General features: G+C 67.9%; 21 protein-coding genes and 2 rRNA genes. 10 read left to right on the top strand and 13 right to left on the bottom strand.

The features are described 5' to 3' along the window. Positions 1 to 292 precede the first annotated feature (292 nt). Together OG251_RS21470 and rrf are read left to right on the top strand one after the other, a co-directional pair. Positions 293 to 3,418: ribosomal RNA gene (locus tag OG251_RS21470) — 23S ribosomal RNA — on the top strand. 79 nt (positions 3,419 to 3,497) lie between these two features. Then, a 5S ribosomal RNA gene (rrf, locus tag OG251_RS21475) occupies positions 3,498 to 3,614 on the top strand. A 149-nt stretch (positions 3,615 to 3,763) separates the two neighbouring features. Here the strand turns inward: rrf and OG251_RS21480 are convergent. The 4 genes from OG251_RS21480 to OG251_RS21495 form a co-directional block, all read right to left on the bottom strand. Beyond that, positions 3,764 to 4,429: a response regulator transcription factor gene (locus tag OG251_RS21480; protein WP_326678700.1), complete on the bottom strand. Its 666-nt coding sequence runs from the start codon at positions 4,427 to 4,429 to the stop codon at positions 3,764 to 3,766. After that, positions 4,426 to 5,793 (bottom strand): sensor histidine kinase, encoded by a 1,368-nt coding sequence (locus OG251_RS21485; protein ID WP_442818354.1) that lies wholly within the window; start codon positions 5,791 to 5,793, stop codon positions 4,426 to 4,428. The genes OG251_RS21480 and OG251_RS21485 overlap by 4 nt, the downstream gene beginning before the upstream one ends. A gap of 67 nt (positions 5,794 to 5,860) precedes the next feature. Further along, a complete protein-coding gene (locus tag OG251_RS21490) occupies positions 5,861 to 6,703 on the bottom strand; it encodes an ABC transporter permease (RefSeq protein ID WP_326678701.1) in 843 nt (280 codons plus the stop codon). After that, positions 6,700 to 7,647 carry an ATP-binding cassette domain-containing protein gene (locus OG251_RS21495; protein WP_326678702.1) on the bottom strand — a complete coding sequence of 316 codons (948 nt, stop codon included), beginning with the start codon at positions 7,645 to 7,647 and terminating at the stop codon, positions 6,700 to 6,702. The genes OG251_RS21490 and OG251_RS21495 overlap by 4 nt, the downstream gene beginning before the upstream one ends. A gap of 131 nt (positions 7,648 to 7,778) precedes the next feature. On the opposite strand from OG251_RS21495, the gene OG251_RS21500 reads away from it, so the two are divergent. Next, positions 7,779 to 8,372 carry a GNAT family N-acetyltransferase gene (locus OG251_RS21500; protein WP_326678703.1) on the top strand — a complete coding sequence of 198 codons (594 nt, stop codon included), beginning with the start codon at positions 7,779 to 7,781 and terminating at the stop codon, positions 8,370 to 8,372. Between the two features lie 60 nt (positions 8,373 to 8,432). On the opposite strand, the gene OG251_RS21505 is transcribed toward OG251_RS21500, so the two are convergent. The 9 genes from OG251_RS21505 to OG251_RS21545 all read right to left on the bottom strand — a co-directional run bounded on the left by OG251_RS21505 (position 8,433) and on the right by OG251_RS21545 (position 18,867). After that, positions 8,433 to 10,022 carry a type VI secretion protein gene (locus OG251_RS21505; RefSeq protein ID WP_326678704.1) on the bottom strand — a complete coding sequence of 530 codons (1,590 nt, stop codon included), beginning with the start codon at positions 10,020 to 10,022 and terminating at the stop codon, positions 8,433 to 8,435. Between the two features lies 1 nt (position 10,023). Further along, complete coding sequence (locus OG251_RS21510) at positions 10,024 to 11,442, bottom strand: ATP-binding protein (protein WP_266804134.1); 1,419 nt, start codon at positions 11,440 to 11,442, stop codon at positions 10,024 to 10,026. A 196-nt stretch (positions 11,443 to 11,638) separates the two neighbouring features. Next, on the bottom strand, positions 11,639 to 13,189 hold the full coding sequence (locus OG251_RS21515) for an SCO6880 family protein (protein ID WP_073720519.1): 1,551 nt from the start codon (positions 13,187 to 13,189) through the stop codon (positions 11,639 to 11,641). Further along, positions 13,186 to 14,538 carry a hypothetical protein gene (locus OG251_RS21520; RefSeq protein WP_326678705.1) on the bottom strand — a complete coding sequence of 451 codons (1,353 nt, stop codon included), beginning with the start codon at positions 14,536 to 14,538 and terminating at the stop codon, positions 13,186 to 13,188. The genes OG251_RS21515 and OG251_RS21520 overlap by 4 nt, the downstream gene beginning before the upstream one ends. Beyond that, positions 14,528 to 15,400 carry a hypothetical protein gene (locus tag OG251_RS21525; protein ID WP_326678706.1) on the bottom strand — a complete coding sequence of 291 codons (873 nt, stop codon included), beginning with the start codon at positions 15,398 to 15,400 and terminating at the stop codon, positions 14,528 to 14,530. The genes OG251_RS21520 and OG251_RS21525 overlap by 11 nt, the downstream gene beginning before the upstream one ends. Positions 15,401 to 15,607: 207 nt before the next feature. Continuing rightward, positions 15,608 to 15,916, bottom strand: coding sequence for a hypothetical protein (locus OG251_RS21530; protein ID WP_015610155.1), 309 nt, complete (start codon positions 15,914 to 15,916; stop codon positions 15,608 to 15,610). Positions 15,917 to 16,312: 396 nt separating this feature from the next. Continuing rightward, complete coding sequence (locus OG251_RS21535) at positions 16,313 to 16,939, bottom strand: DUF402 domain-containing protein (protein ID WP_326678707.1); 627 nt, start codon at positions 16,937 to 16,939, stop codon at positions 16,313 to 16,315. A gap of 44 nt (positions 16,940 to 16,983) precedes the next feature. Further along, the gene (locus tag OG251_RS21540; protein ID WP_326678708.1) at positions 16,984 to 17,895 is read right to left on the bottom strand and encodes an aldo/keto reductase; all 912 of its coding nucleotides are present in this window, start codon (positions 17,893 to 17,895) and stop codon (positions 16,984 to 16,986) included. 120 nt (positions 17,896 to 18,015) lie between these two features. Next, on the bottom strand, positions 18,016 to 18,867 hold the full coding sequence (locus OG251_RS21545) for a DUF5753 domain-containing protein (protein ID WP_326678709.1): 852 nt from the start codon (positions 18,865 to 18,867) through the stop codon (positions 18,016 to 18,018). A gap of 211 nt (positions 18,868 to 19,078) precedes the next feature. Between OG251_RS21545 and OG251_RS21550 the strand changes: the two genes are divergently transcribed. The 7 genes from OG251_RS21550 to OG251_RS21580 all read left to right on the top strand — a co-directional run bounded on the left by OG251_RS21550 (position 19,079) and on the right by OG251_RS21580 (position 26,793). Continuing rightward, positions 19,079 to 19,543, top strand: a complete 465-nt coding sequence (locus OG251_RS21550; protein WP_326678710.1) for an ATP-binding protein — start codon at positions 19,079 to 19,081, stop codon at positions 19,541 to 19,543. Between the two features lie 163 nt (positions 19,544 to 19,706). Further along, positions 19,707 to 20,078, top strand: coding sequence for a hypothetical protein (locus tag OG251_RS21555; RefSeq protein ID WP_326678711.1), 372 nt, complete (start codon positions 19,707 to 19,709; stop codon positions 20,076 to 20,078). A gap of 71 nt (positions 20,079 to 20,149) precedes the next feature. Beyond that, a complete protein-coding gene (locus OG251_RS21560) occupies positions 20,150 to 21,949 on the top strand; it encodes an alpha/beta hydrolase (RefSeq protein ID WP_326678712.1) in 1,800 nt (599 codons plus the stop codon). Beyond that, the gene (locus OG251_RS21565; protein ID WP_442818355.1) at positions 21,946 to 22,533 is read left to right on the top strand and encodes a hypothetical protein; all 588 of its coding nucleotides are present in this window, start codon (positions 21,946 to 21,948) and stop codon (positions 22,531 to 22,533) included. Before OG251_RS21560 ends, OG251_RS21565 begins: the two co-directional genes overlap by 4 nt. A gap of 232 nt (positions 22,534 to 22,765) precedes the next feature. Further along, positions 22,766 to 25,132, top strand: coding sequence for an alpha/beta hydrolase (locus OG251_RS21570; RefSeq protein ID WP_326678713.1), 2,367 nt, complete (start codon positions 22,766 to 22,768; stop codon positions 25,130 to 25,132). A 23-nt stretch (positions 25,133 to 25,155) separates the two neighbouring features. Then, a complete protein-coding gene (locus OG251_RS21575) occupies positions 25,156 to 25,692 on the top strand; it encodes a hypothetical protein (RefSeq protein WP_326681345.1) in 537 nt (178 codons plus the stop codon). A gap of 105 nt (positions 25,693 to 25,797) precedes the next feature. Beyond that, on the top strand, positions 25,798 to 26,793 hold the full coding sequence (locus OG251_RS21580; RefSeq protein WP_329935605.1) for a C40 family peptidase: 996 nt from the start codon (positions 25,798 to 25,800) through the stop codon (positions 26,791 to 26,793). Positions 26,794 to 27,000: the final 207 nt, after the last annotated feature.

Here is a 27,000-nt window from a genome sequence, read left to right on the forward strand (position 1 = left end):
CTTACCAGGCTTCGGTTTGGTCAGAGGCCAGTACACCGGCGAATGTTCGGTGCTGGTTGCTCATGGGTGGAACGTTGACTACTCGGCACGACAGGTTGTTTTTCACTAGTACTGCTTCGGCGTGGAACGTGGGGAGGGATCGGTCGGGTCGGGCACGCTGTTGGGTATCTGAGGGTACGGACTCGTTTGAGTCTGTCCTTCGGTTGCCGGCCCCAGTGAACTCGTCGAATGCGACGGGGTGATGGGTGGCTGGTCGTTGTTTGAGAACTGCACAGTGGACGCGAGCATCTGTGGCCAAGTTTTTAAGGGCGCACGGTGGATGCCTTGGCACCAGGAACCGATGAAGGACGTGGGAGGCCACGATAGTCCCCGGGGAGCTGTCAACCAAGCTTTGATCCGGGGGTTTCCGAATGGGGAAACCCGGCAGCCGTCATGGGCTGTCACCCGCTGCTGAACACATAGGCAGTGTGGAGGGAACGAGGGGAAGTGAAACATCTCAGTACCCTCAGGAAGAGAAAACAACCGTGATTCCGGGAGTAGTGGCGAGCGAAACTGGATGAGGCCAAACCGTATGCGTGTGATACCCGGCAGGGGTTGCGCATGCGGGGTTGTGGGATCTCTCTTTCATAGTCTGCCGGCTGTGAGACGAGTCAGAAACCGTTGATGTAGGCGAAGGACATGCGAAAGGTCCGGCGTAGAGGGTAAGACCCCCGTAGCTGAAACATTAACGGCTCGTTTGAGAGACACCCAAGTAGCACGGGGCCCGAGAAATCCCGTGTGAATCTGGCGGGACCACCCGCTAAGCCTAAATATTCCCTGGTGACCGATAGCGGATAGTACCGTGAGGGAATGGTGAAAAGTACCGCGGGAGCGGAGTGAAATAGTACCTGAAACCGTGTGCCTACAAGCCGTGGGAGCGTCGCTGGCAGCACTTGTGCTGTCAGTCGTGACTGCGTGCCTTTTGAAGAATGAGCCTGCGAGTTTGCGGTGTGTTGCGAGGTTAACCCGTGTGGGGAAGCCGTAGCGAAAGCGAGTCCGAACAGGGCGATTTAGTAGCGCGCTCAAGACCCGAAGCGGAGTGATCTAGCCATGGGCAGGTTGAAGCGGAGGTAAGACTTCGTGGAGGACCGAACCCACCAGGGTTGAAAACCTGGGGGATGACCTGTGGTTAGGGGTGAAAGGCCAATCAAACTCCGTGATAGCTGGTTCTCCCCGAAATGCATTTAGGTGCAGCGTCGTGTGTTTCTTGCCGGAGGTAGAGCACTGGATAGGCGATGGGCCCTACCGGGTTACTGACCTTAGCCAAACTCCGAATGCCGGTAAGTGAGAGCGCGGCAGTGAGACTGTGGGGGATAAGCTCCATGGTCGAGAGGGAAACAGCCCAGAGCATCGACTAAGGCCCCTAAGCGTACGCTAAGTGGGAAAGGATGTGGAGTCGCAGAGACAACCAGGAGGTTGGCTTAGAAGCAGCCACCCTTGAAAGAGTGCGTAATAGCTCACTGGTCAAGTGATTCCGCGCCGACAATGTAGCGGGGCTCAAGCGTACCGCCGAAGTCGTGTCATTCCAGCACATACCCCCAACGGGGGCTGGGATGGGTAGGGGAGCGTCGTGTGCCGGGTGAAGCAGCCGCGGAAGCGAGTTGTGGACGGTTCACGAGTGAGAATGCAGGCATGAGTAGCGATACACACGTGAGAAACGTGTGCGCCGATTGACTAAGGGTTCCTGGGTCAAGCTGATCTGCCCAGGGTAAGTCGGGACCTAAGGCGAGGCCGACAGGCGTAGTCGATGGACAACCGGTTGATATTCCGGTACCCGCTTTGAAACGCCCAGTACTGAATCAGGCGATGCTAAGTCCGTGAAGCCGGCCCGATCTCTTCGGAGTTGAGGGTAGTGGTGGAGCCGATGAACCAGACTTGTAGTAGGTAAGCGATGGGGTGACGCAGGAAGGTAGTCCAGCCCGGGCGGTGGTAGTCCCGGGGTAAGGGTGTAGCCCGTGTGGTAGGTAAATCCGTCACACATATAAGGGTGAGACCTGATGCCGAGCCGATTGTGGTGAAGTGGATGATCCTATGCTGTCGAGAAAAGCCTCTAGCGAGTTTCATGGCGGCCCGTACCCTAAACCGACTCAGGTGGTCAGGTAGAGAATACCGAGGCGTTCGGGTGAACTATGGTTAAGGAACTCGGCAAAATGCCCCCGTAACTTCGGGAGAAGGGGGGCCATCACTGGTGATCCGATTTACTCGGTGAGCTGGGGGTGGCCGCAGAGACCAGCGAGAAGCGACTGTTTACTAAAAACACAGGTCCGTGCGAAGCCGTAAGGCGATGTATACGGACTGACGCCTGCCCGGTGCTGGAACGTTAAGGGGACCGGTTAGTGCACTTTCGGGTGTGCGAAGCTGAGAACTTAAGCGCCAGTAAACGGCGGTGGTAACTATAACCATCCTAAGGTAGCGAAATTCCTTGTCGGGTAAGTTCCGACCTGCACGAATGGCGTAACGACTTCTCGACTGTCTCAACCATAGGCCCGGTGAAATTGCACTACGAGTAAAGATGCTCGTTTCGCGCAGCAGGACGGAAAGACCCCGGGACCTTTACTATAGTTTGATATTGGTGTTCGGTTCGGCTTGTGTAGGATAGGTGGGAGACTTTGAAGCGGCCACGCCAGTGGTTGTGGAGTCGTCGTTGAAATACCACTCTGGTCGTGCTGGATGTCTAACCTGGGTCCGTGATCCGGATCAGGGACAGTGTCTGATGGGTAGTTTAACTGGGGCGGTTGCCTCCTAAAGAGTAACGGAGGCGCCCAAAGGTTCCCTCAGCCTGGTTGGCAATCAGGTGTTGAGTGTAAGTGCACAAGGGAGCTTGACTGTGAGACCGACGGGTCGAGCAGGGACGAAAGTCGGGACTAGTGATCCGGCAGTGGCTTGTGGAAGCGCTGTCGCTCAACGGATAAAAGGTACCCCGGGGATAACAGGCTGATCTTCCCCAAGAGTCCATATCGACGGGATGGTTTGGCACCTCGATGTCGGCTCGTCGCATCCTGGGGCTGGAGTCGGTCCCAAGGGTTGGGCTGTTCGCCCATTAAAGCGGTACGCGAGCTGGGTTTAGAACGTCGTGAGACAGTTCGGTCCCTATCCGCTGTGCGCGTAGGAATATTGAGAAGGGCTGTCCCTAGTACGAGAGGACCGGGACGGACGAACCTCTGGTGTGCCAGTTGTCCTGCCAAGGGCATGGCTGGTTGGCTACGTTCGGAAAGGATAACCGCTGAAAGCATCTAAGCGGGAAGCCTGCTTCGAGATGAGTATTCCCACCCTCTTGAAGGGTTAAGGCTCCCAGTAGACGACTGGGTTGATAGGCCAGATGTGGAAGCCCGGTAACGGGTGGAGCTGACTGGTACTAATAGGCCGAGGGCTTGTCCTCAGTTGCTCGCGTCCACTGTGTTAGTTCTGAAATAACGAACGGCCGTGTTGTGTTCCGGTGTTGGTTAATTTCATAGTGTTTCGGTGGTCATTGCGTTAGGGAAACGCCCGGTTACATTCCGAACCCGGAAGCTAAGCCTTTCAGCGCCGATGGTACTGCAGGGGGGACCCTGTGGGAGAGTAGGACGCCGCCGAACAATTTTTCCGGGAAAGCCCCGTGCCTTGTGGCACGGGGCTTTTCTGCGTTCACCACCGGTTTCCCTGCTTCCCTGCTTCCCCGCTTTCCTGCGCTTGTGGCAGTGGAGGCAGGGAGGAACCAGGGGATGGGGAAACGGAACGGTGGCGTCTAGGCCGGCGTCACCAGGCGGGTGTCGTAGGCCAGGATGACGGCCTGGACGCGGTCCCGGGCCCCGGTCTTGGCGAGGATGCGGGTGACGTGCGTCTTCACAGTCGATTCGGCGAGATGGAGACGGGCGGCGATTTCCGTGTTGGACCAGCCCTGACCGATCACCGTGAGGATTTCTCTTTCCCGCTCCGTGAGGGTGGCGATGCGAGGGTCCGCCGACGTGGCCACGCCCGGTACGGCCGGGAGATGTTGTACGTACGCGTCCAGGAGCCGGCGGGTCAGGCTCGGGGCGACGACCGCGTCGCCACCCGCCACCGCACGGATGCCGGAGAGGAGTTCCTCCGGCAGGGCGTCCTTGACGAGGAACCCGCTGGCTCCGGCGCGGAGGCCGTCGTACGCGTACTCGTCCTGGTCGAAGGTCGTCACGATGAGGACGCGGGTACGGGCGCCCGACCTGATGATCCGGCGGGTGGCCTCGATGCCGTCGAGGCCCGGCATACGGATGTCCATCAGAGCCACGTCGGGCTGGTGTCGGCCGATCAGGTGGAGCGCTTCGGTGCCGTTGGACGCCTCGCCGACGACGGTCATGTCGTCCTGGCTCTCCAGCAGCATGCGGAAGCCGAAGCGTTGCATCGGCTGGTCGTCCGCGATGAGTACGGTCGTCACAGGGGAGTGTCCTCCAGGGGAAGGCGAAGTCGTACCTGCCAGCCGCCGTCCGGCAGAGGGCCCGCTTCGATTGTGCCGTCGTAGAGCGCGGCGCGCTCCCGCATCCCCGTGATTCCCCGGCCCTGGTGCGAGCCGCGCGGAAGTGTTGCCGGGGTGGTGGGGGTCCGGGGGCCGGTGTCCGTGATCCGGGTTTCCAGGTGCGTACGGCTGTGGGTGAGGGTGACCACCGCGGACAGGGCGGGGCCGCCGCCCGCGTGTTTGAGGGTGTTGGTGAGGGCTTCCTGCACCACGCGGTACACGGTCAGTTCGCGTCCGGGGGTGAGGGAGTTGGCCAGGGGCGTGCCGTGGATGTCCAGGCGCACCGGGAGGCCCGCGGCACCGACGGACGTGACGAGGGGGTGCAGGTCGTTCAGCGTCGGCTGGGGGGTGCGGTCGGCGTCGGGTTGGTCCTCGCGCAGGATGCCCAGGAGCCGGCGGAGTTCGGACAGGGCCTGTCTGCTGGTGGTGCCGATGGCCTCCAGCGCCTGGACCGCTCGCTCCGGGGTCTTCGCCGCCGCGTAGGCGCCGCCGTCCGCCAGGCCCGTGATGACGGAGAGGTTGTGGCCGATGATGTCGTGCATCTCGCGGGCGATACGGGTGCGTTCGGCCGCGGCCGCCAGGCGTGCCTGCTGGTCGCGTTCGTGTTCCAGCCGGTGGGCCCGTTCGACCAGGGCCTCCGTGTAGTCCCTGCGGGTCCGGACCGCGATGCCCAGGAGGGAGACGAAGGCGAAGCCCCAGAGGTAGGAGACCAGTTGCTGGTTCCAGACTTCCGGGATGCGTGCCGCCCCGGCCACGGCGGGGGCGCTCATCAGCAGGCCCGCCCCCCCGAGGGTCCTCAGGGGCAGGCGCAGAGCGATCTGGAACGCCGGGATCAGCTGGAGGAACGCGGCCTGCACGACGGCTCCGGCCCAGATGTTGGCCATGGACACCGGCGCCATCAGGACGAGCACGGCCACCGGATGCGTACGCCGCCACAGCAACGGCACCGAGAAGCTCAGGGTCAGCAGCAGGACCAGCGGCTCGGGCGCGTCCACGTCGCGAGCCACGGTCCGCCAGCCGCCCGTGGTGAAGTCGAGCACCGTGACCAGGACCCAGAATGAGGTCACCAGGACGTCCCAGACCCTCGGCCGGCGCCGGTCGAAGGCGCGCAGGCGGTGCAGGCGCTCCTGGACGTACCGGGTGAGCGGTGCGGTCCCCGTGAACCACTCCTGGTCCCGCCCGTCCTGCCCGTCCCGCCGGTCGGGTTCGTCCCGCCTGTCCTGGGCAGCCGCGTCGTGTCCCGTACCGCCGACGCCTGGTTCGGCGTGTGCCTTGTTGTCCGTCACAGGGTCATCCTCGTCGGCTCCGTCGCCTTGTTCGCCGTAAGCCCCCCTTCCTGACGCCTGTTCGCCGTCAGGCGTCCCGGCGGCGCAGGAGGAGGCCTGCCGCGCCCAGTGAGGCCGCTGCCCACAGGAACAGGGCGAGCAGGGCCGCGCCCGGGGTGGCCGTGTCCGGGATCGGGGTGGCGGAGCCGAGTGCTCCGGCGGCCTGGGTCGGAAAGTACCTGATGGCCGTCTCGACGGTCTCGTACGGGATCATGCCCAGGATCTCAGGGACGATCATGACTCCGCCGATGAAGGCACCGATCGCTCCGGGCACGGAACGGAGCAGCGCGCCGAGGCCGAGGCCGATCAGGCTCAGCAGGGTGATGGCCGCCGAGTTGCCCGCCACCGCTCGCAGGACGCCCGGGTCGGCGAGGGAGGCCGACTGGTCGGTGTCGTGGAGGAACAACTGTGCTGTGGAGAAGGTGATCAGCGCGGTCACGAACATGATCGTGAAGGCGGACACGGCGAAGACCGCGGCCTTCGCCCACAGGACGGGGAGCCTGGTCGGTACGGCGGTGAGCGAGGCGCGGATCATGCCGGTGGAGTACTCGCCCGCGGTGACCAGAATGCCCAGGACCGCGATGCAGAGCTGGCCGAGCAGGGTGCCGTAGAGCGTCAGGATGACCGTGTCGACGTCGGAATCGCCGCCGCCGGATGTGTAGGTGGCACCCATGATCAGACCGATTCCGAGGATCAGCGCGGCGGCCGAGCCGATGGTGATCCAGGTGGAGCGCAGGGACCAGAGCTTGTGCCACTCGGATCGTAGGACGCGGGCCGGGGTGATGCGGTACGGCGGACGGACGGTGGCGGTGGGGTCGACGGTGGTGGGAGTGGCGGTGGGAGTGGTGACGGTGGGGTCGGTGGTGGTCATGACGCGGCTCCGGTCAGGGGGGTGGCTGGGGCTCGGTACTCGACCGATTCGTGTGTGAGGTCCATGAACGCCTGCTCCAGCGACGCGGTCTGCGGCGTGAGTTCGTGGAGGGCGATCGTGTGAGCGGCCGCGATCCGGCCGATGTGCGCCGCGTCCATGCCCCGGACCTCCAACTGGCCGAGCGGTCCGGGCCAGTCGGCGTCCGGCGTGGTGATCTCCACGCCGGGGGCGGTGAGCAGTGCGCGCAGGGCTGCGGCCTGCGGGGTGACCACCTTGACGGAGGCGCCGCCCGCCGTGCGGACCAGTTCGGCGACCGTGGTGTCGGCGAGGAGACGGCCCCGGCCGATCACGATCAGGTGGTCGGCGGTGAGGGCCGTCTCGCTCATCAGGTGCGAGGAGATCAGGACCGTACGGCCCTGGGCGGCAAGGGACTTGAGCAGGTTGCGGATCCACAGGACGCCCTCCGGGTCGAGCCCGTTCACCGGCTCGTCCAGGATGAGGGTGCGGGGATCGCCGAGGAGTGCGGCGGCGATGCCGAGCCGTTGGCCCATGCCGAGGGAGAAGCCCTTGATCCGCTTGTGTGCGACCTCGGTCAGGCCGGCCAGGTCGAGGACGTGTTCGACGCGGCTGCGCGGGATGCCGTGGGTGTGCGCCAGCGCCATCAGGTGGTGGAAGGCGGACCGGCCGGGGTGGACGGACCTGGCTTCCAGCAGGGCGCCGACCTCGGTGAGGGGCGCCGCGTGGGCGGCGTAGGTTCGCCCGCCGATCGTGGACCGGCCGCGGGTCGGGGCGTCCAGGCCGAGCAGCATGCGCATCGTGGTCGACTTGCCGGCCCCGTTGGGACCGAGGAATCCGGTGACGGTTCCGGGGCGGACCGTGAAGTCGAGACCCTCGACGACGGTCTTGTCCCCGTACCGTTTGGTGAGTTCGTACGCCTTGATCATGCCGTCGACGCTACGGAGCGGCCGGGCGGTGGTCGTCCGACCGGGGGCGGGATGTCGGCGGGGGCGTAGTACCGGGGTACGACGCCGAAACCGGTTTGCCCCTCCCGCGCGCCGGAGGTGAGGATCGGCGCATGGATTATGTGATTCGCCCCGTGCGGGCCGAGGAATGGCCGCAGGCCAGAGAGCTGCGGCTGGCTGCCCTTCAGGATCCTGCGGCGCCCGTGGCGTTCCTGGACACGTACGAGAACGCGTTCGCGCAGCCGGACGGGTTCTGGCAGGAGCGGACTGCCACCGGTGCCACGGGGACGCGTGTCCGGCAGTTCGTCGCCGAGGCGCCGGACGGCACGTGGGTGGGGTCGGTCACGTTGCTCGTCGAACTTCCGGAGGACGAGGTGCGGTTCGGGGCTCCCGCCGAGGTGAACCAGGGGCATCTCGTCGGCGTGTTCGTGCGGCCGGAGGTGCGGGGCACCGGGGTGACCGATGCGCTGTTCCGTGCGGCGGTCGAGTGGGCCTGGTCGCTGTCCGAGCCGCCGCTTGAGCGGGTGCGGCTGTATGTGCACGAGAACAACCCGCGGGCCGCCGCCTTCTACCGCCGGTTCGGATTCGCGCCGTCCGGACAGACCGTTCGTCTGCCGGGTGACACGAGTGATGTGGACGATGCGGATGGCACGGGCGTGGCGGGAGTGCCTGAATGGGAGCTGGAGTACGTCCTCGGGCGCGAGTAGTCGCGAGGAACCCCGGAACCCCCGGTCCCGTCCCGTTGACCATCTGATTCAGGGTCTGATTCAGGTGGCGGGCAGTTGCAGTTGCTGCTGCCAGCGGGCGCGGCCCTGTTCCTGCGAGCGGAGCAGGACCAAGGTGGGCATGCCCTGGTCCTGACCGGTCGCCAGCAGCTCCGGGAGCAGGGGAAGAGGAGCCACGGCCGCGACGTCGTCGAGGACGAGCGTCATTGGTGGGTCGAGCCGACCGTCGGATGACCGTGCGGCCATGCGGCGGCCGTGCTCGACCACGTATGAGGCGAGCGCGGTGAGAAGAGGCATCGCGCCGGGGTGGGAGCGGGGATCCTCGATGGGTTCGCCCACCACATAGAGCGTTCCCCCTTCACCCGTAAATGATTCCAGCGCGAGCGAATCCGCTCGGTTCGCCGTGCAGGCCTCCCGGATATGGACCGAGGACAGGGCCGTGAGGGCCCGTACGGTCAACTCCTGTGCCACTTCCCGGCGTTCCGGGTACGCGGTGAAGGCGGACTCCAGCAGTCCGGCGAGTCCGGAGGCGGCCTTGGGGTGGGTACGGAGCAGGCGCACGGGTTCGTGGGCGCTGCCGCCGAGGGCCCAGCGGTGGACCTGGCGGAAGGGCCGGCCGTCCACCGCGGCGGCGTGCAGCCAGCACCGCAGGAGCGTCTGCGCCGTGTCGGCCGTCGCCGCGTCGATCCGGGCCTGCGGCCGGACCGGGGCGAGCAGCGCGGCGGCGCGGGTGGCGGCCACGTCGGGTTGCTCGCAGCCCGCGGTGGGCGACCAGTGGAGGCGGGCCGGGGTGTCGCAGAGGTGGCCGGGGTCGTAGACGAGGACCGGGCCGAGCTTGCTGCGGGCGTCCTTCGTCTCGGCCCAGACGGTGGGGTCGGAGGTGACGACGAGTACGGGGCCGTCGGCTTCCCGGATGGCCTGGACGACGGTGGGGCGGCGGGTGGCGGCGGGGGCGTAGAGGAGGAGGGGGGTGCGGGGGGAGGGGAGGAGCGTGGGAGACGTGGGAGGTGTGGTGGGTGTGGTGGCGGCCGTGGGTGTCGTGGGTGTGGTGAACGCCGCGGGTGCCGTGAGGGCGGGGGGCGCTTCCACGGGGGTGGTTGCCGGTGCGCCGGAAGGGGTGGCGGTGGGCTGTGTGGTGGTGGGTTGCTCGTGCACGGTGGTGGGTGCGGCTTCCCTGGCCCGGCCCCGGTCGCGTACCCCCTTCTGCGCGGGCTCGTCGCGCACCGGGTTCAGCCGCTCCTCGCGGCGCCGTTCCCGCACGGCGCGTCCACGGGCCACCACCCCCAGTACGAACACCGTCAGCACCACCAGCACCATCAACTCGCCGATGAGGAGGCCCCAGAAGAGCCCGTACCCGGAGAGCTCGGCCGGTGGGGTGTGCGGCCAGGCGTTGGGGAGGTCGTTCGGTGCCGCGATCAGTTCGCGCAGGGCAAGGGGGGTCTGTGTGAAGGCGACGCCCTCCGGCCAGGCGCCGTGCGCGAAGAGTCCGGCCAGGCCCGTGGCCGTCCAGGCCAGTACGGTCAGCGCGAGGAAGAAGCCCAGGAGGCCGATCAGCAGTCCGTCCGGGATGCCGCCGCTGCCCCGTTCGTCGTCGCGTCCGCGCCGCGTACCGTGCCCTGCCTGCCGTGCCATGTCATGCCACCGTTGACTCGGACGACTCGTTCAGCCGTTGCTGGTGCTCGATCCGGGCCGCACGTTGCTCCGCCTCCAGCTCCGCGGCTCGTACGTCCTCGGGAAGCATGTCGGTGTCGGAGCCCTCGGTCATCGCGCGGTCGGTGAAGACCAGCGGCCGTTCCGCCTCGGTGATCAGATGTTTGACCACCTGCACATTGCCGTTGACGTCCCAGACCGCGATGCCCGGGGTGAGCGTGGGAATGATCTCGACCGCCCAGCGGGGGAGGCCGATGACCCGTCCGGTCGCTCGCGCCTCGTCGGCCTTCTGCGCGTAGATCGTCCGGGTCGAGGCCATCTTCAGGATCGCCGCGGCCTCCTTCGCCGCGGCGCCGTCCACCACGTCGCTGAGGTGGTGGACGACGGCGACGAACGACAGACCGAGCCGTCGGCCGAACTTCAGCAGCCGCTGGAAGAGCTGGGCCACGAAGGGCGAGTTGATGATGTGCCAGGCCTCTTCCACCAGGAAGATGCGTTTCTTCCGGTCGGGCCTGATCCAGGTGTGCTCCAGCCAGACACCCACGATCGCCATCAGGATCGGCATGGCGATCGAGTTGCGGTCGATGTGCGAGAGGTCGAACACGATCAACGGGGCGTCGAGGTCGATGCCCACGCTCGTGGGGCCGTCGAACATGCCGCGCAGGTCGCCGTCGACCAGCCGGTCCAGGACGAGAGCGACGTCCAGACCCCAGGCGCGTACGTCGTCTATGTCGACGTTCATCGCCTCGGCCGATTCGGGCTCGGGGTGGCGCAGCTGTTCCACGATGTCCATCAGGACCGGTTGGCGGTCGGTGATGGTCTCGTTCACGTAGGCGTGGGCGACCTTGAGCGCGAAGCCGGAGCGCTCGTCGAGCCCGTGGCCCATGGCGACCTCGATGATCGTCCGGAGCAGGGCGAGCTGGCCGGTGGTGGTGATCGACGGGTCGAGCGGGTTGAGCCGGATACCGCCGTTCAGCGCCGCGGTCGGGTCCAGGCGGATGGGGGTTATCCCCAGTTCCTGCGCGATGAGGTTCCACTCTCCGACACCGTCCTCGCCCTGGGCGTCCAGGACGACGACCTGCCGGTCGCGGAAGCGGAGCTGGCGCAGGACGTAGGTCTTCTCCAGCGCGGACTTGCCGTTGCCGGACTCACCGAGCACGAGCCAGTGCGGGGCGGGGAGCTGTTGCCCGTACAGCTGGAAGGGGTCGTAGATGTAGCCCTTGCCGGAGTACACCTCGCGCCCGATGATCACGCCGGAGTCGCCGAGGCCGGGGGCGGCGGTCGGCAGGTAGACGGCCTGGGCCTGGCCGGTCGACGTACGGACCGGCAGCCGCGTCGTCTCCACCTTTCCGAAGAGGAAGGCGGTGAAGGCATCCGACAATGCGGACAACGGGTCTCGCATGGCGTGACTGCCCTCTCTCTCGGTTTCCGGTCTTGGTTCTTGCGGGTGCGGGTGCGGGGGCTGGTGCTGGTGTGGGTTCGGTCGGGTGCGGGTGCGTTGGGGGTGCGGTGGTTGTCCGGTGGTGTGTGTGGTGTCCGGCTGTCTGCGGCGTTGCGGTGTTGCGGACCGCTGAGTCAGGGGGCAGCGGGTCAGGGGGTCAGCGGCGGATGCCCGTGGCGAAAGGCAGGGTGTTCACGAAGGCGCGGTGGTGCTCGCGGTCGCACCACTCCAGCTTCAGATACGACTTGCCGGCCGAGGCCCGGATCGTCCGCTTGTCGCGGGCGAGGGACTCGGGGGATCGGGACGACACGGTGATGTACCCCACCAGGTTCACCCCGGCCGCGCCGCTCGCCAGATCTTCACCCCGCTGGTCGAGCCGACCGTGGGCGGCGATGTCGCGCGGGTCGACGGTGCGGTTCATCTTGGCCTGGCGGCTGGCCTCGGCCTCGTCGTTCGTCTTCTCCGTCAGCATGCGCTCGATGGCCACCTCGGTGGGTTCGAGGTCCATGCAGACCGCGACCGTACGGATGACGTCCGGGGTGTGCACGAGGAGCGGTGCCAGGAAGTTGACGCCGACGGGGGTCATCGGCCACTCCTTCACCCAGGCCGTGGCGTGGCACCAGGGGGCGCGGGTCGAGGACTCGCGGGTCTTGGCCTGGAGGAACGTCGGTTCGACCGCGTCCAGTTCGGCCGGCCAGGCGTTGCGCTTCGTCATCGCCTGGATGTGGTCGATGGGGTGGTCGGGGTCGTACATCGAGTGGACGAGGGAGGCCAGGCGGCTCTGGCCGAGCGGCTGGCGTACCCGGATGTCGGCCTCGGCGAGGCGGGCGCAGATGTCGGTGAGCTCGCGGGCCATGACGACGGCGAGTCCGGCGTCGCGGTCGAGCTTGCGGCCGCCCTGGGGGCGGGCCGCACGGGCCATGGCGTGGCCCTCGGCGGCCAGTTCGCGGCTGTAGTGCATGCAGGCGACGAGGTAGGCGCGGTGCTGCTCGCTGGAGGTGGAGACCATGGACTGGAGCTGGTCGTAGGACTCCTGGAGCCAGCCGGGGGCGGCCTTGTCGCCGCGCTGGGCGACGTCCTTGGCGTGCGCGTCGGGGTCGGCGGGCAGCGTACGGGCCAGCATCTGGAGGCGGGTCACGAAGCCGTCGCCGTTGGCCACGTGCTTGAGCAGGGTGCCGAACCGGTCGACCAGCGCCTCCTGGTCCTCGCTGTCGCGGAGGCCGACGCCGGGGCCCTCGATCTCGATGGCGGCGGTGACGGTGCGGCGGTCGGCGTGGAGGAGCACGGCGATCTCGTCGGGGCCGAAGGGGGCCGCGAGCCAGCCGATCCGGCCGATGCCGGGCGGCGGGCCGATCTCGACCTCACGGCCGTCGGCGCTGACGCCCGCCTCCATGGCGGTGGAGCGGTACGCGGTGCCGCGCCGCAGGGACCGCTTGAAGCTGCGGTTGATCTCGAACCACTTGTAGAAGGTGCGGTGCTTGTACGGGACGTACACGATGGCCAGCGCCAGCATGGGGAAGCCCATGAGCAGCACGATCCGCAGGGACAGGACGGGGACGATCAGCCCGCTCATCATGCCGAGGAACGCACCGGCGATGATCAGGGCGATCTCGCCGGTCTCGCGGTTCTTGCCGACGATCGCGTTCGGCCGGGCACGGCCGATGAGATACGTACGGCGGGGCGTGATCGTGTGGGACTGGGTCGTCAACGCCCTCCACCTCCTGTGTTCGGATTACCTGTGCTGCCTGAACCGCCCCGGGGGGAGCGGCTGCCGTGGGGAGTGCCGGAGGTGGGGCCGCCTCCGCTGCGGGGCGAAGGTGCGGCGGAGGGGACAGATCCGCCGCCGCCTCCGCCCCCGCCGGTACTGCGGGAGCTGTGCGCGGCGACACCGCCGCTGGCCGGGTTGGAGGGGCGGGCGCCACCGCCGCCTCCGCTGTTCTGGTCGTTGCGGCCGCTGTGGGTCTTGATGCCCTGGGAGACGAGGGCGGCCGGGGAGCTGATCAGGGCGGCGGCCTGGGCGCCGTCGGTGGCCTGCTTCCGGTTGGTGCGGGCGCCCTGGATCTCGTCGCCGAAGCCGGGGACGAAGCGGTAGATCATGGCGGAGGCGAAGATGGCCAGCAGGATGATCGCGAGGCCGGAGACGACGGCGGAGAAGGCGTCGGGGCCGTCGTCCTCGGAGAGCGCCCCGGCCAGGCCGAGCACGATGACGATGACCGGCTTCACCATGATCACCGCGATCATGATGCCCGCCCAGCGGCGTACGTGGCCCCACATGTTCTTGTCGACGAGGCCGGAGTACACGACGATGCCGAGGAGCGCGCCGACGTAGAGCAGGGCGGCCCGGATGACGAGCTCCAGCCACAGGACCCCGGCGGCGAGGATCGATACGAGCGAGACGACGATCAGCATGATCGGCCCGCCGCCGATGTCGTTGCCCTTTTTGAGGGCCTCGGCGAACGAGCCGAAGAAGACATCGGTCTGGCCGCCGGTGGAGCTGGCGATGACCTCGGTGACGCCGTCGGTGGCCGAGACGATCGTGTACAGGATGAGTGGCGTGAACGCGGAGGCGAGGACGGTCAGCCAGAGGAAGCCGACGGCCTCGGAGATCGCGGTGGTGAGCGGGACGCCGCGGATGGCGCGCTTGGCTACGGCGAGCAGCCACAGCACGAGGGTGAGGATGGTGGAGGCCGCGAAGATGACGGCGTACTGCTGGAGGAACTTGGGGTTCGTGAAGTCGACGTTCGCGGTGCCCTTCACGGCCTCGCTGAGCTTGCCGACGATCCACGCGGCGGCGTCGGCGCAGCCACGGGCCAGGGAGGCCAGGGGGTCGGTGGAGTCCGGGGGGACGGGGGGGCCGGAGGAGGGGGAGCCTTCGCCGCCTTCGCAGTAGTCCTTGGCGGGGCCGACAATGAGGTCACACTTGTCCTTGTCGGACGGTGAAGGCGTCGGTGTCGGCGTAGGCGCTGCGGCGACACGGGTCGCGAGGATAACCATCGTGGCCTGAATGCCGACGAGGAATCCCCCGATCTTGAGACCACGACGTGAATCAGCGGGCATAAGTGAACCCTCCGTACTCCTCGACTGCCTTGGCGATCTCGTCCGCGTTGGAGGCCGTACGGTCGGTGTTCACCGGAGCAGGCCCCTCCTTCTGGGCGAAGCTGTCGACTTTCCAGTCCTCGCTGGTCCACTGCAGTTGCAGCGTCATGGTGAACCAGTCACTGCTCACCGGGTTGGTCGAGCTGACCCCCGCGGTGCCGAAGACGCCGGTGCACCAGACGTCGACGGTCGCAGAGCTTGCCGAGTACGCGGTGACCTTGGTGCCGACGGGAGCCGTTCGGGAGACGTACGTCATTCCCTCGGCTGCGTTCCCGTTCTGGTCGAGTCCGACTTTGTCGAGGAACTCTTGGCCGTACGCCTGGTTGAACTTCGTCTCCAACTCGCCGGCCCGCTCGGCGATGAAGATCTGACGCACAATGCCTGCTCGGCGATCCGGCTTGAGGATATCGGCAGAAACCAGCGCCACCGCGTAGTTCGCCGCCGCGCTCTGCGCCCCCTGCTCGTCGTGCGCGAAGCCCGAGGCGATCGTGCCGTTCTTGCCCTGCACGGGCTTGGTGCCCGTGGCCCCCGTCGGCGCTGGGCCTGCCGCGCCCGGTTTCTTTCCGTTGCCGGATGCCTCGTCGTCGCTGTTGCCGCCGCCCCGGTTCGCGAAGGCGATGGCGGCGATGAGGAGGACGACGATGCCGATGACGGTGACGAGGGAGCGGGAGCTGCGGGCGGGACGGCGGGTGTGGGGGGTCGCGGTGTCGCCGTCGGGGAGGCGGGTGCGGGTCTGGCGGGTGCCGCCGAGGGTGCTGTACGGGTCGTCCGTGCGGCCGCCCTGGTCCATGCCGCGGTAGTCGTGCTCGTCGCCGGGACTCATGCCGCGTACGCTCCCTCGGTCGTGTGCGGATCCGCGCAGGACGACGGTAGCTGTGCTGGTTGCCGCGTGGGCGCGGTGTGGTGACTCGACATCAGGGAGACGCAACCTCAGCCGGTGGGCACGACGGGCGGATGGTGGGGGAGCGGGCTGGGACGGCCCGGGTGGTACGGGGGCGGGTGACGGTGAGCAGGGCCGGCCGACGGCCGGTCAGACGGCCATTCCGTAGACAATGGTGAACAGGGTGCCCAGTGAGCCGATGATGAAGACTCCGGTCAGGCCCGCCACGATCAGGCCCTTGCCCTGTTCCGCGCTGAACGTGTCACGCAGCGCCGTCGCCCCGATGCGCTGCTTCGCCGCGCCCCAGATCGCGATGCCGAGGCAGAGCAGGATGGCGATCGCCATCACCACCTCGATCATGATGCGCGCCTCGTTGCCCAGCGTCCCGAACGGCCCCCAGTTCGGGGCGATTCCGCCGATGATGGTGGTGATGTCGCCCTTTTCCGCTGCCAGGATCATGTAAGTCACCGCCCCTGTTGGGTAGTTCGCCGCCCGCGCCGAACAGCAACGGGTCGCCTTCTATCTTCGCTGATGAAACCGCGCCCGCACGACGCCTTCCCGGGTCTCTTTACCCGGATCTCGCACGTTTGACCGGGACGGCTGCCCTGACCTGCGGCTCGTTCCGGGTTTCCCGTGCATATGCATAGTCACTCTGTGTATCACGCGATATGACCACGAGCAACGACGGTGGCTATGGGTTCCCGACACGGTTGCAGCGTTCGTGGGGCACGGGGTGTTCGTATGCGCCGTTCGAGAGCCGTCGGTGCGCCGGTCGGCTTCGTGTTCGACGTGTTCGACGCGTCGTCAGGAGGTGGGTGGGGAAGGACGGTGCGGTCTGCGGTCGCGCCGTGCGTCTTACAGGACGGTGCGGCTCGGTGGCGCTGAGCGAGGTGGCGTCATCCAACGCCTGGATGGCCGAAAATCGCACCAGGTGCCGTCGAAGGGGAAGGCTCCGGATTCCGCGAGAGCGGCCACCCGCTCTCCCTCGGTGCGGATGGACGCGGCTTCCTCCGCCGACCAGTAGGCCGGGTGACCGGTCTTCTCGGTGAACGACCGCTCGTCCTTCCACCGCCATGTCCGGTCGGGCGCCACGGTGATGTCGAGTTCGTGGTCGACGACGTCGATGTCCTCGCCGTGGTGCACGCGGCGTTCCAGGTTCACGTACCAGCCCCGGAATCTCTGGCGTCGGCCGAAGAACCAGAACACCGCGTGTCCGGCTCCGAACGGCTGGTGGATGAGCGCGCTGCCCATGGGCCAGCGGTCGGCCTTCGCCGGGTACCCGTGCGCCGGGCGGTCCTGCGGCGGGATGTCGCGGAGATGGGCGCCGCCCGGGAGTTCGGTGCGCCACATCGGTGTTCCGGTCTCCAGCCAGAGCAGCCGGCCCACCCTCGTACGTTCGACGAGGCGCACGGGAACGGAGGAACTCAGGTGGCCGCCGATGAAGAGGTTCCAGCGGAGTATCCCGCCCGGTGCGTCGTCCATCGGGCGATCATGCCACCGGGATTCGGGTGCGGGCCGCGCCTTTCCTACGCCTCGTCGTCGGCCGGAGCTTCGAGCAGGGACAGCTCGTCGGCGGTGAGCCGGAGTGCGCCGGCGGCCACGTTGTCGGCCAGGTGGTCGGGGTTGCCGGTGCCCGGGATGGCCAGGACGTGGGGACCGCGGTTCAGCGTCCACGCCAGGCGGACCTGAGCGGCAGTCACCCCGTGCGCGTGGGCCACGGAGAGCACCCGTTCGTTGTCGGTGGAGGCCGCGCCCGTCTCGCGGCCCGCCCCGGCGATGGCGAAGAACGGTACGTAGGCGATGCCCCGCGCACCGCAGGCGTCCAGGAACTCGTGCTCCTCGCGCGGCGCGCCGACCGCGTACGCGTTCTGGACACAGACCACCGGGGCGATGGCCAGGGCCTCGGCGAGGTGGTCGGGGCGGGCGTTGGAGATGCCCAGGTGGCGGATGAGCCCGGCCTCGCGGAGTTCGGCCAGTGCGCCGAAGTGGGCGGCGATCGACCCCGAGGTCTCCTTGCGGGGGACGCGCAGGTTCACCACGTCGAGGTGGTCGCGGCCGAGCTGGCGCAGGTTCTCCTCGACCTGGCCGCGCAGCTGCTCCGGGGTGGCCCAGTGCCATGCGCCCCACGTGTCGCGTCCGGGGCCGACCTTGGTGGTGATGACGAGATCGTCCGGGTACGGGGCCAGCGCCCGGTTGATCAGCTCGTTGGCCGAGCGCAGCGGCGAGAAGTAGAAGGCGGCGGTGTCGATGTGGTTCACGCCCAGTTCGAGCGCCCGGCGCAGGACGGTGAGGGCCCGGTCGCGGTCGAGGGGGGTGCCGTCGGCGTTCTCCGTGAGGCGCATCGTGCCGTAGCCGATGCGGTTGACCGTCAGGTCGCCGAGACTCCAGGTGCCGGCGGCCGAGGCCGCGGTCGTCGGGCTGATCTTCTCCGGGGGCATCAGCGGATGATGGCACCAACGGTCGCTCCGACACCCCGCGCGCCGGCCGTTCCGGTCCTGCGGCGGTGGACCAGGCACCCTTCCTCCTCTCGGCCCTGGGGCAGAGGGAGAGGGGTTCCGTCATACGGACCGGGCGATCCCGTGGATCAGGTCGCGGGATTCCTCGATGCCGAGTGCCGCGTCGTCGAGCCGTTCGAGCAGCAGCCGGTAGTGCGTGAGCTCGGCCTCGGAATCGAGGAACAGCGGGCCGTGCGACTGGTCGAGCCGCACGGTGTCCAGGCAGGGAACGGGACCCTGGACGTAGTGGACGGACTGACCGGGCCCCGGGTAGTACGTGGCTTCGAACGGGATCACACGCACCGTCACGTGATCGGCCTCGCTCGCTTCCAGCAAGTGGAGGAGCTGGGCGCGCGCCACCGCGGGACCGCCGAGCCTCATACGGAGAGCGGCTTCATGGATGAAGGCCCGGTACGGGACGGACCTGTTCCCGTACAGGGCGGCCTGACGCCTGGCCTGGTACGTGACACGGTCCTCGATCTCCGGCGGGGAGATCTCGGGCACTGCCTGACGGTGCAGCTCACGCGCGTGATCGACGGTCTGGAGCAGGCCGGGGAGGTGGATGCTGTGCGCCGCGTACAGAGCCGTGCCGTGGTGCTCGACCTCGGCCAGATCCAGCAGTTCGGGCGGCAACGTCTCCCGGTACTCCTCCCACCAGCCGCGCCTGCGGTCACCCGTCATGGCGACCAATGCCTCGATGAGGGCCTGATCGGTGCAGGAGTAGGCGCTGGCGGCGACGCGTACGCGCTCGGCGCTCACCCCGAACCGCGCCACCTCCATATTGCTCAGCTGACCCGGACTGGTACCCAGCAGACCGGCTGCTTGAGTGGTGGTCAGTCCGGCTCGCCGGCGCAATCTGCGCAGTTCCGCTCCGAGGCGGCTGCGACGAGCGGTCGGTGCGGCCCTGCCTGCCATGGCGAACCCTCCTGGGAGGCGTGTGGATTGCGCGATCACTCACACGAGTGATTCGCCGCGGGAATTCCGCCCATCGCGTGCAAAGAATCCTTGCGCGAACCTAGTGTCGTTTCCAAGGTCATCAGCCCGGTGCCGCCTGTTCGACGGGGTGGCCCTGTCGCCGGGATTCGCTGTCCGATCCACCGACCCCCCTCCGTGAACGGAGACCTCCATGGCCGTGGCCACCGTATCGCCGCCCTGGGCCTACACCCTCCACCTCCCGCAGGACCCGCGTGCGCCCGGAATCGCCCGTTCGACCCTCCGTACGGTGCTGCGCGCGCATGGGCTGACCGAACTCCGCGAGACCGCGGAACTGCTGGCGAGCGAGCTGGTCACCAACGCGTACCGCTACTCGTCGGGCGAGTACGCGCTGCGGCTGTGGGGAGCGGGGCGGCGACGTATCCGGTTGAGCGTGTGGGACACGAATCCCGAGATACCCGCTCCGTTCGACGGGGTGCGGAGGGCGGAACAGCAGCCGGAGCTCGCCGAGCACGGGCGTGGTCTGCACCTCGTGAGCCTCTGCGCGGACAACTGGGGCGCGTACGCGATGCGGGGCGGACTGCCGGGGCGGGACGGGAAGCTCCTGTGGGTCGAGTGCGGGGGAGGGCGGGGCGAGGCGGAGTCCCATGAGGCGTAGGAACGGAAGACGGCACGTTCGGGTGAAGCATCGGACCCCGCCCGCGCCTTGCGGGCCCTGATGCGGCAAGGGCAGTGCAGACACTGCGGCACATGACAGCGGCGTGTCGCGTCGTTCCGATTTGGCACAGTGCCGCTCTACGATCAGGGAGCGGGTGGGCTGGGTGAGTGGTGGTCGGCAGAGGCTGAGCGATCTGGCGGGACCGGCGGGTGGCGGCACGGAGCTGCGACACAGCGACGGTCCGTGGACGCGGGCCGCCGGGGGCGCGGAAGCCCTGCGTACGCATATGGGCCCGGTGACAGCGGAGTTGGAGGCTGCCCACGAGGGGCTGATGGCGGGAGCCGGTGCGCTGGCGGCGCTGGCCGAACTGGGCGCCGTACGGGATTCCTGGGAACGGCGGATCGAGGCCGCCCGCGGTGAGTGCGACAGCCTGGCCGGGAAACTGCGGGCCGTGGCACGGGCCCAGGGCGAGACGAACGAAGCCGTGAAGTCCGCCTTCGCGCCGATGTCGCCGCACGGTGGCGGGACGCGGTGAGTGGGGTGCGGGGTGGGTCTGAGGCGCCTGGGATGCCTGGGGTGCAGGGGGCGCGCGGTGGAGTGGGCGGTATGTCCTCCACCCTGACGTGGGCGACGTTGCGCCAGGTGAAGTGCGACGAGCTGGAGGGCGCGGCCGACGGGTGGGGCCGGGCCGCGAACCGGGCCGACGCGGCCCGCGACCGTATCGAGAAGCAGCTCCTGAACGGCCTCCGCGAGACGCAGCGGGGCGAGGCGGCCGAGGCGGCGGTCGGACGGCTGCGCCGGCTCGCCCGGAACTTCCAGTACGTGTACACGGAGTGCGGCCTGCTGCGTACGGCGCTGAACAGTCTGGCCCACGAGATGAAGGACCAGCAGCGCGCGTTGCGGGACGCGTTGGACGACGCGACGGCGCTGGGGTTCACGGTGCACGCGGACGGCTCGGTGACGTATCCGGAGGCGGGGGAAGGTCTGATCGGAGACGGTCCGCTACAGGGCGGCACGGCGTCGGGGGTGGCCGGGCCGGGGCTCGTGGCGCCGTCCGGGCTGGTCGCGCCGAACCCGAACAGGGCAAAGGCCCAGGACATCGCTGACCGGGTGGTGCGGGCCGTACGGGCGGCCGCCGAGACCGACTGGCGCTACGCGGACATCCTCCGGAAGCTGAAGGCCGAGGAGGGGCTGAGGGTCCCGGACGCGACGTGGACGGACGCGGCGGCGGACGCGGCCGCGGTGCGGGACGCGGCGGGCGGCTACTTGGAGAAGGCCATCCCGCTCGACGCGACTCCGGCCGAGCGCAAGGAGTGGTGGGCCCGGCTGACGGACGAACAGCGCGAGGAATACCTCGCGGTGTACCCGGACCGGATCGGCAATCTGGACGGGATCCCGGCCCTGGTACGGGACGCGGCCAACCGGGACAACCTGCGTCTGCTCATCGGCAAGTTGGAGGGGCTGGACGATGACGCGGCGGCGACCAAGTTGGTGGCCCTGCGCGAGATCGACCGGCAGTTGCAGGCCGTCCCCCGGGCGGGGGACCCACCGATGTACCTGCTCGGCATCGGCGACGAGGGGAACGGGCGGGCGATCGTCTCGTACGGGAACCCTGATACGTCGAGGAATGTGGCGGCCTATGTCCCGGGGCTGAATACGTCCCTGGATGAAGAGTTTTCGAAGGATGACCTCAAGCGCGCCTTCGATACCGCTAAAGGCGCCCGATATCACGATCCGTCCAGTACGGCCATCGTTTGGCTCGGATACGACGCGCCGCAGAGCCCTGACGGGTTTTCTAGCCTCGCGGTCTCGGCAGATAGCAGGGCTGGAGAGGGGGGTGGTGCTTTCAACGGGTTCATGGGCGGATTGGCCGCCACGAACGAGAATGATGACCCTCACCTGACCGCCATTGGTCATTCGTACGGATCGCGGACGGTGGGGGCCGCCGCGCAGCAGGCGGGAGGCATCCCCGGTGTGGATGACATCGTTCTTGTCGGCAGTCCGGGGGTGGGGGTAGATCGCGCGGAAGACCTTGGAGTGGGGAAGGACCATGTCTTCGTTGGTGCGGCGCAGAACGATGTGGTGACAAAGATCCCGTCCAAACAGCAGAGCCTCATTGGTGTTTTCGAACATGCTCTCGCGGGGCCTGCAGCCTCCTATCTGGCGGGTGATGCTGCTGACCGGGGAGGTGACGATCTCTGGTTCGGCAAGGACCCGGCAAGTGCGGCGTTCGGCGCGAAACGATTTCGTGTGGATGAGGGGCCCCCGGTCGTCGGTCCGCGAGGGTTCTCCATTGATGCGCACTCTCAATACTTCGACCCCGTCAGGGATTCGCAATCAGCAAACAGTATCGCCCTCATCGCCTCAGGAAATTCCCAGAAAGTGAAAGTGGAGGGCCATCGATGAATCATCCGATTCGATTTGCGGTGTTCGCCTTTCTTCTTTGTGTGTCAGTAGTGGGCTGCGCCGGTGGTTCCGCAGGAAATCCTGAGAATGGGAATGGCATGAATATGCAGGAGGCGGCAGAGCATGCCGACGGAATGCTGGATTCAGTGCTGGCGCAGTTCCAACCGCAAGTGCGCTGGACGCATGACTCGACGAGTACAGGCAGTTGTGACGTCACTCGACGTCGCGCAGTCATGACCATCGTGTCGGCTGAGCGGCGCGGCAGCTTCCTGGGCGTGGTGGATCGCTTCTGGCGGAAGAGTGGCTACACGATCAAGGCCGTCAATAATGATGCGGATGTTCCCGCGATCTTCGCTCAGACCTCGGAGGGGTTCGGAGTAAGTCTGATCGTCGGCGGAGAGGGGCAAGTGTTCTTCGAGGTCGACACCCCCTGCGTCACCCCCTCCGAAGTGGCCGACTCCACCAGCAGGGCGACCGCCCCCGCGTACGAGGGCATGGAACACATCCCCCGCCCCAACATTCGCTCCGACTTCTGGTCCGCCGGGACCCTCGCGGCCGGGGCGGCAGTGGCGTCCTCCCCGTGACCGGAGCAATCCCTCTCAACTTGCCCACCGGGCAAAGTTTTTGAGCCCTGCATTGGGCCCAGGGACCCATGCTGCGTCCCCTGCCGCTGTGGTCGCATACGTGGAGTGATTTATCTGTCGCTGCGCCGCCCACTCACAAGGTAGGGGACTGGTCTTGTCTGGCATACGAGGAGTCGCGGTTCCGGGCGGCGTTGATGTAAGCGCTGCCGCGGTCCGTCCGGGTGGGCATGCGATGCCACGCCCGCTGCAGGCGGTGCTCATTCTCGTCCAAGTGCTCCTCGTGGCCACGATCGTGGGTGCGATCGAGGTGTTGTCGGTCGCCTCGTCGGTCGATGCCGTCGACGGCTACCTGATCGGGATGCTTCTGTACGCCGCGCTGCCTGGCGTCTGCGGTTTCGTGCTGTCCCTGTATGCGCGTACAGGGGGTGTCTGGATCTGGCGTGGACTGCTCGCCGTACACGCCTGGTTCATCCTCGGCGCGCTGGCCACGCTGAGCGGTGACGCCGGGGTGCAAGGGGTGACGCGGCTGGTCGTCCCCGCCGCCGTCGTGGTGTTGCTGACACGCCCCGGGTCGCGTGAGTGGTTCCGGCTGAGTCGGGAACAGCGCGCCGAGCAGCAGGTGTTCAGCGTCGCCCGGATGATGAAACTGCGCCGGGACAACGGCCAGAGCGCGTTGGAGTACCTGGGTCTGGTCCTGGTGGTCGTGGCCCTCGTCGGCGCCATCACGGCGACGGGTATCGGCGGGTCGGTGTCCGGCCGGCTCCAGAGTGCGATCTGTGAGTTGACCGGCAGCTCGTGCCCGGCTCCGGGTACGGGTGTGGAAGCCGGCGGTGGTTCCGGAGGCGGCCAGGGCGGCGAGGGTTCGGCCTCCGGCGGCGCGGGCTCCGAGGGGTCGACCGTCACCGGTGGCACGACGTCCGGTGGGTCCGGCTCCGGTGGGTCCGACGCGTCCGGTGGGTCCGACACGGGCGGATCGGCCGCTGCGGGAGGCTCCGGCGGATCGGGCGGATCGGGCGGCTCCGGCGGATCGGGCAGCGCCGGCGGTGCTGGCGGGGCCGGCGGCTCCGGTGGTTCCAGTGGTTCCGAAGGGTCTGGCGCGTCCGGTGGGGGCGATTCCGCTACGCCGGTCGACGCGGGTAGATCCGGTGGCGCCGGGGGCAGCGGCTCGGGCAGTGGCTCCGACGGCGGGTTCATCGACGGGTTCCTCGGTGACGGGCTCGGGGGCGATGTCAGCGGGATCGTCGACGCCGTCCTCCACCCGGTCGAGAGCGGCCGGGGCATCGTCGACCAGTGGACCCGGGACTCGCAGAACGCGAGCGACAAGTGGGACCGGGGCGACTTCATCGGTGCGGCCTGGGACCTGAACAAGGCCGCCGGTGGCGGTGGCGGCGCCGGAATGGGCATGCCCGGTTCCGGTGGCCGGGTCGACGCCAAGGTGCAGGAGGCCGAGCGCGGTTACCTCAACGACCGCATCCCGCAGAACGCCACCGCGGCCCAGCGCAAGTCCTGGTGGGACGGGCTGTCGCAGGAGCAGCGCGAACGGTACATCGAGCTGAGCCCGGAGCGGATCGGCAGCCTCGACGGCATTCCGGTCGAGGCCCGGGACGCGGCCAACCGCAAGAACCTCCAGGACCTGATCGGGAAGCTGGAGAAGACGGACACCGAGAAGGCCCAGAAGCAGCTGGCCGGTCTCAAGGAGATCGACCGGCAGCTCAAGGAGAAGAAGCAGCCGCCGATGTACCTGATCGGTATCGGGGACGAGGGCAACGGGAGGGCCATCGTCTCGTTCGGCAACCCGGACACGTCGAAGAACGTGTCGGCGTACGTGCCGGGGCTGAACACCTCCCTGGACGAGGAGTTCGCCAAGAACGACCTCGGGCGCGCCCGGGACACGGCCATCGGTGCCCAGGGGTACGACGAGTCCACCGCGTCGATCGTCTGGCTCGGCTACGACGCTCCGCAGCTGCCGGACAGCGACGGTGTGGGCGGGTACTTCGCGGTGATGGGTACCGGACGGGCGGAGAAGGGCGGTGCGGCCTACAGCGACTTCATGGGCGGCATCGCGGCCACCAACCAGAACAAGGACCCGCATGTGACGGCCATCGGGCACTCCTACGGCTCACGCACCGTCGGTGCCGCGGCGAAGCGGGAGGGCGGCATTCCGGGGGTCGACGACATCATCCTCGTCGGCAGCCCCGGGGTGGGTGTGGACCATGCCGTGGACCTCGGGGTCGGCAGCGGGCACGTCTTCGTCGGTGCCGCCGCCAATGACCCGGTGACCAAGCTTCCGTCCAAGACGCAGGCCGCGGTGGGGGCCATCGGTCTCATCGCGGGCGGTCCCGGTGTCTCCTACCTGGTGGGCGATCTGGCCGATCCGGGGGACGATGACCTCTGGTTCGGCAAGGACCCGGCGAGCAAGGCGTTCGGGGCCCAGCGGTTCCCCGTGGACCCCGGGCCGCCGGTGATCAGTGGCAGCGGTGTCAGTCTGGACGCGCACTCGCAGTACTTCGATCCTGAACGGGACGCCGTCTCGGCGGACAGCATCGCTCTGATCGTGTCGGGGCACTCCGACCGGCTCAAGATGGAGGAACAAAGGTGAGGCGAAGGTTCCCGATCGTGGCGATGGCCCTTGCTCTCGGGCTCGCTCTGTCCGGCTGCGGGAGCGAGGACACGCTGCGGACGGACGCGGGGAAGAAGAGCGGTATGAACATGCAGGAAGCCGCCGAACAGTCCGACAAGATGCTCGACGCGGTACTGGAGGGCATCGACCCGGAGGTCGAGTGGGCGCACGGTCCCACGACCACGCGTGCCTGCGGGGTGACCCGCAGGCGGACCGTGATGACCATCGTGTCCGCCGACCGCCGGGAGATGTTCCTGGACCGGGTGGAGACGTTCTGGCGGGACAGCGACTACCGGATCAAGGCGGTCAACGCCGACAAGGTGTTCCCCGCCGTCTACGCCGTGACGAAGAGCGGGTTCGGCATCAGCGTCAGCATTCGCGGCAAGGGCCAGGCCTTCTTCGAGGCGGACAGCCCCTGCGTGAAGGAGTCGAAGGTCGCCGACCCCACCGCTGAGCCGAACGGGCCCGCGTACGAAGGCGTCTACCCGCTGCCCCGCCCCAACGTCCGCTCCGATTTCTGGTCCGCCGGAGCGTCCTGAGGGTCGGTCAGCCCCACCGGTGACCCGAACGACTCGTACACACCCTCGAAAACGCCCTTGAACCACGCACGAATGGGGGATGGTTGAGGGGTGCGGAAATTTTGGGTGATCGGTGGGATCGGCGTCGGGATGGCCATGTGCTTCGTGGCCCTGCTCGTCGTCGGTACGTACTCGGCCGCCGCCGGGATCGCGGGAGCCGGCGGCGGTGGTGCCGTGGGGCTGGCCAAGGGGGCCGTTCCGGCGCGGTATCAGCCTCTGGTGCAGAAGTGGGGCAATCTCTGTCCCGCCATCAACCCGGCTCTCCTGGCCGCCCAGCTGTACCAGGAGAGCGGATGGAACCCGAAGGCGCAGAGCCACGCCGCCGCGCAGGGCATCGCGCAGTTCATCCCCGGCACCTGGGCTTCGCACGGGGTCGACGGGGACAAGGACGGCGACCGGGACGTATGGGACCCGGCGGACGCGATTCCGTCCGCGGCCTCGTACGACTGTGAGCTCGCCGGGTACGTGAAGAAGGTCCCGGGCGACCCCACCGACAACATGCTGGCCGCCTACAACGCCGGTGCCTACCGGGTGATCAAGGCGGGCGGGGTCCCCGGGATCTCGGAGACGCAGAACTACGTCAAGATCATCCGGTCCCTGGAGAAGAGCTTCGCCAGGCCCGTCGGCCGCGTCGAGCCGTCCCGGCAGGCGGCCGGTGCCATCTACTTCGCGCAGGGCCGGCTGGGCACCCCGTATCTGTGGGGCGGCAACGGGACGAAGGAGCAGGGCGGCCGGTTCGACTGTTCCGGGCTGACCCAGGCCGCGTACCGCACCGTCGACATCGACCTGCCGCGTGTGGCCAATGATCAGTACAACGCCGGGCCGCACCCCTCGCGGGACGAGCTGCTGCCGGGGGACCTGGTGTTCTTCTCCGACGACCTGAACAATTCGCGGGCCATTCGGCACGTGGGGCTCTACGTCGGCGGCGGGTACATGATCAACGCTCCGTACACCGGGTCCGTGATCCGGTTCGACAAGATCGACACCCCCGACTACTTCGGTGCGACGCGGGTCACCAAGGACGGCGCCGCCGCTCTTCCCCGGGACCTTCCCTCCGCCTGACCGGCGGGAGGAAGGGGAGCGGGAGGCGCGCGGGAGGGGAGTGGTACGGGACCGGGACGGAAACGGGCGGGGACCGGGCCGGGGCTCGGTGTCGCGCCTGACGGAGAGTCGGCCGTGGCCGGAACTCTCCGTGAAGCCTGGGCCCTGAGCTGCGACGATGAGTCACTCTTCGATAACGTCATGGTGATCATTCGGTGGAGAGCGGAA

The organism is Streptomyces sp. NBC_01237 (genome assembly GCF_035917275.1).
Taxonomy (GTDB): Bacteria; Actinomycetota; Actinomycetes; order Streptomycetales; family Streptomycetaceae; genus Streptomyces.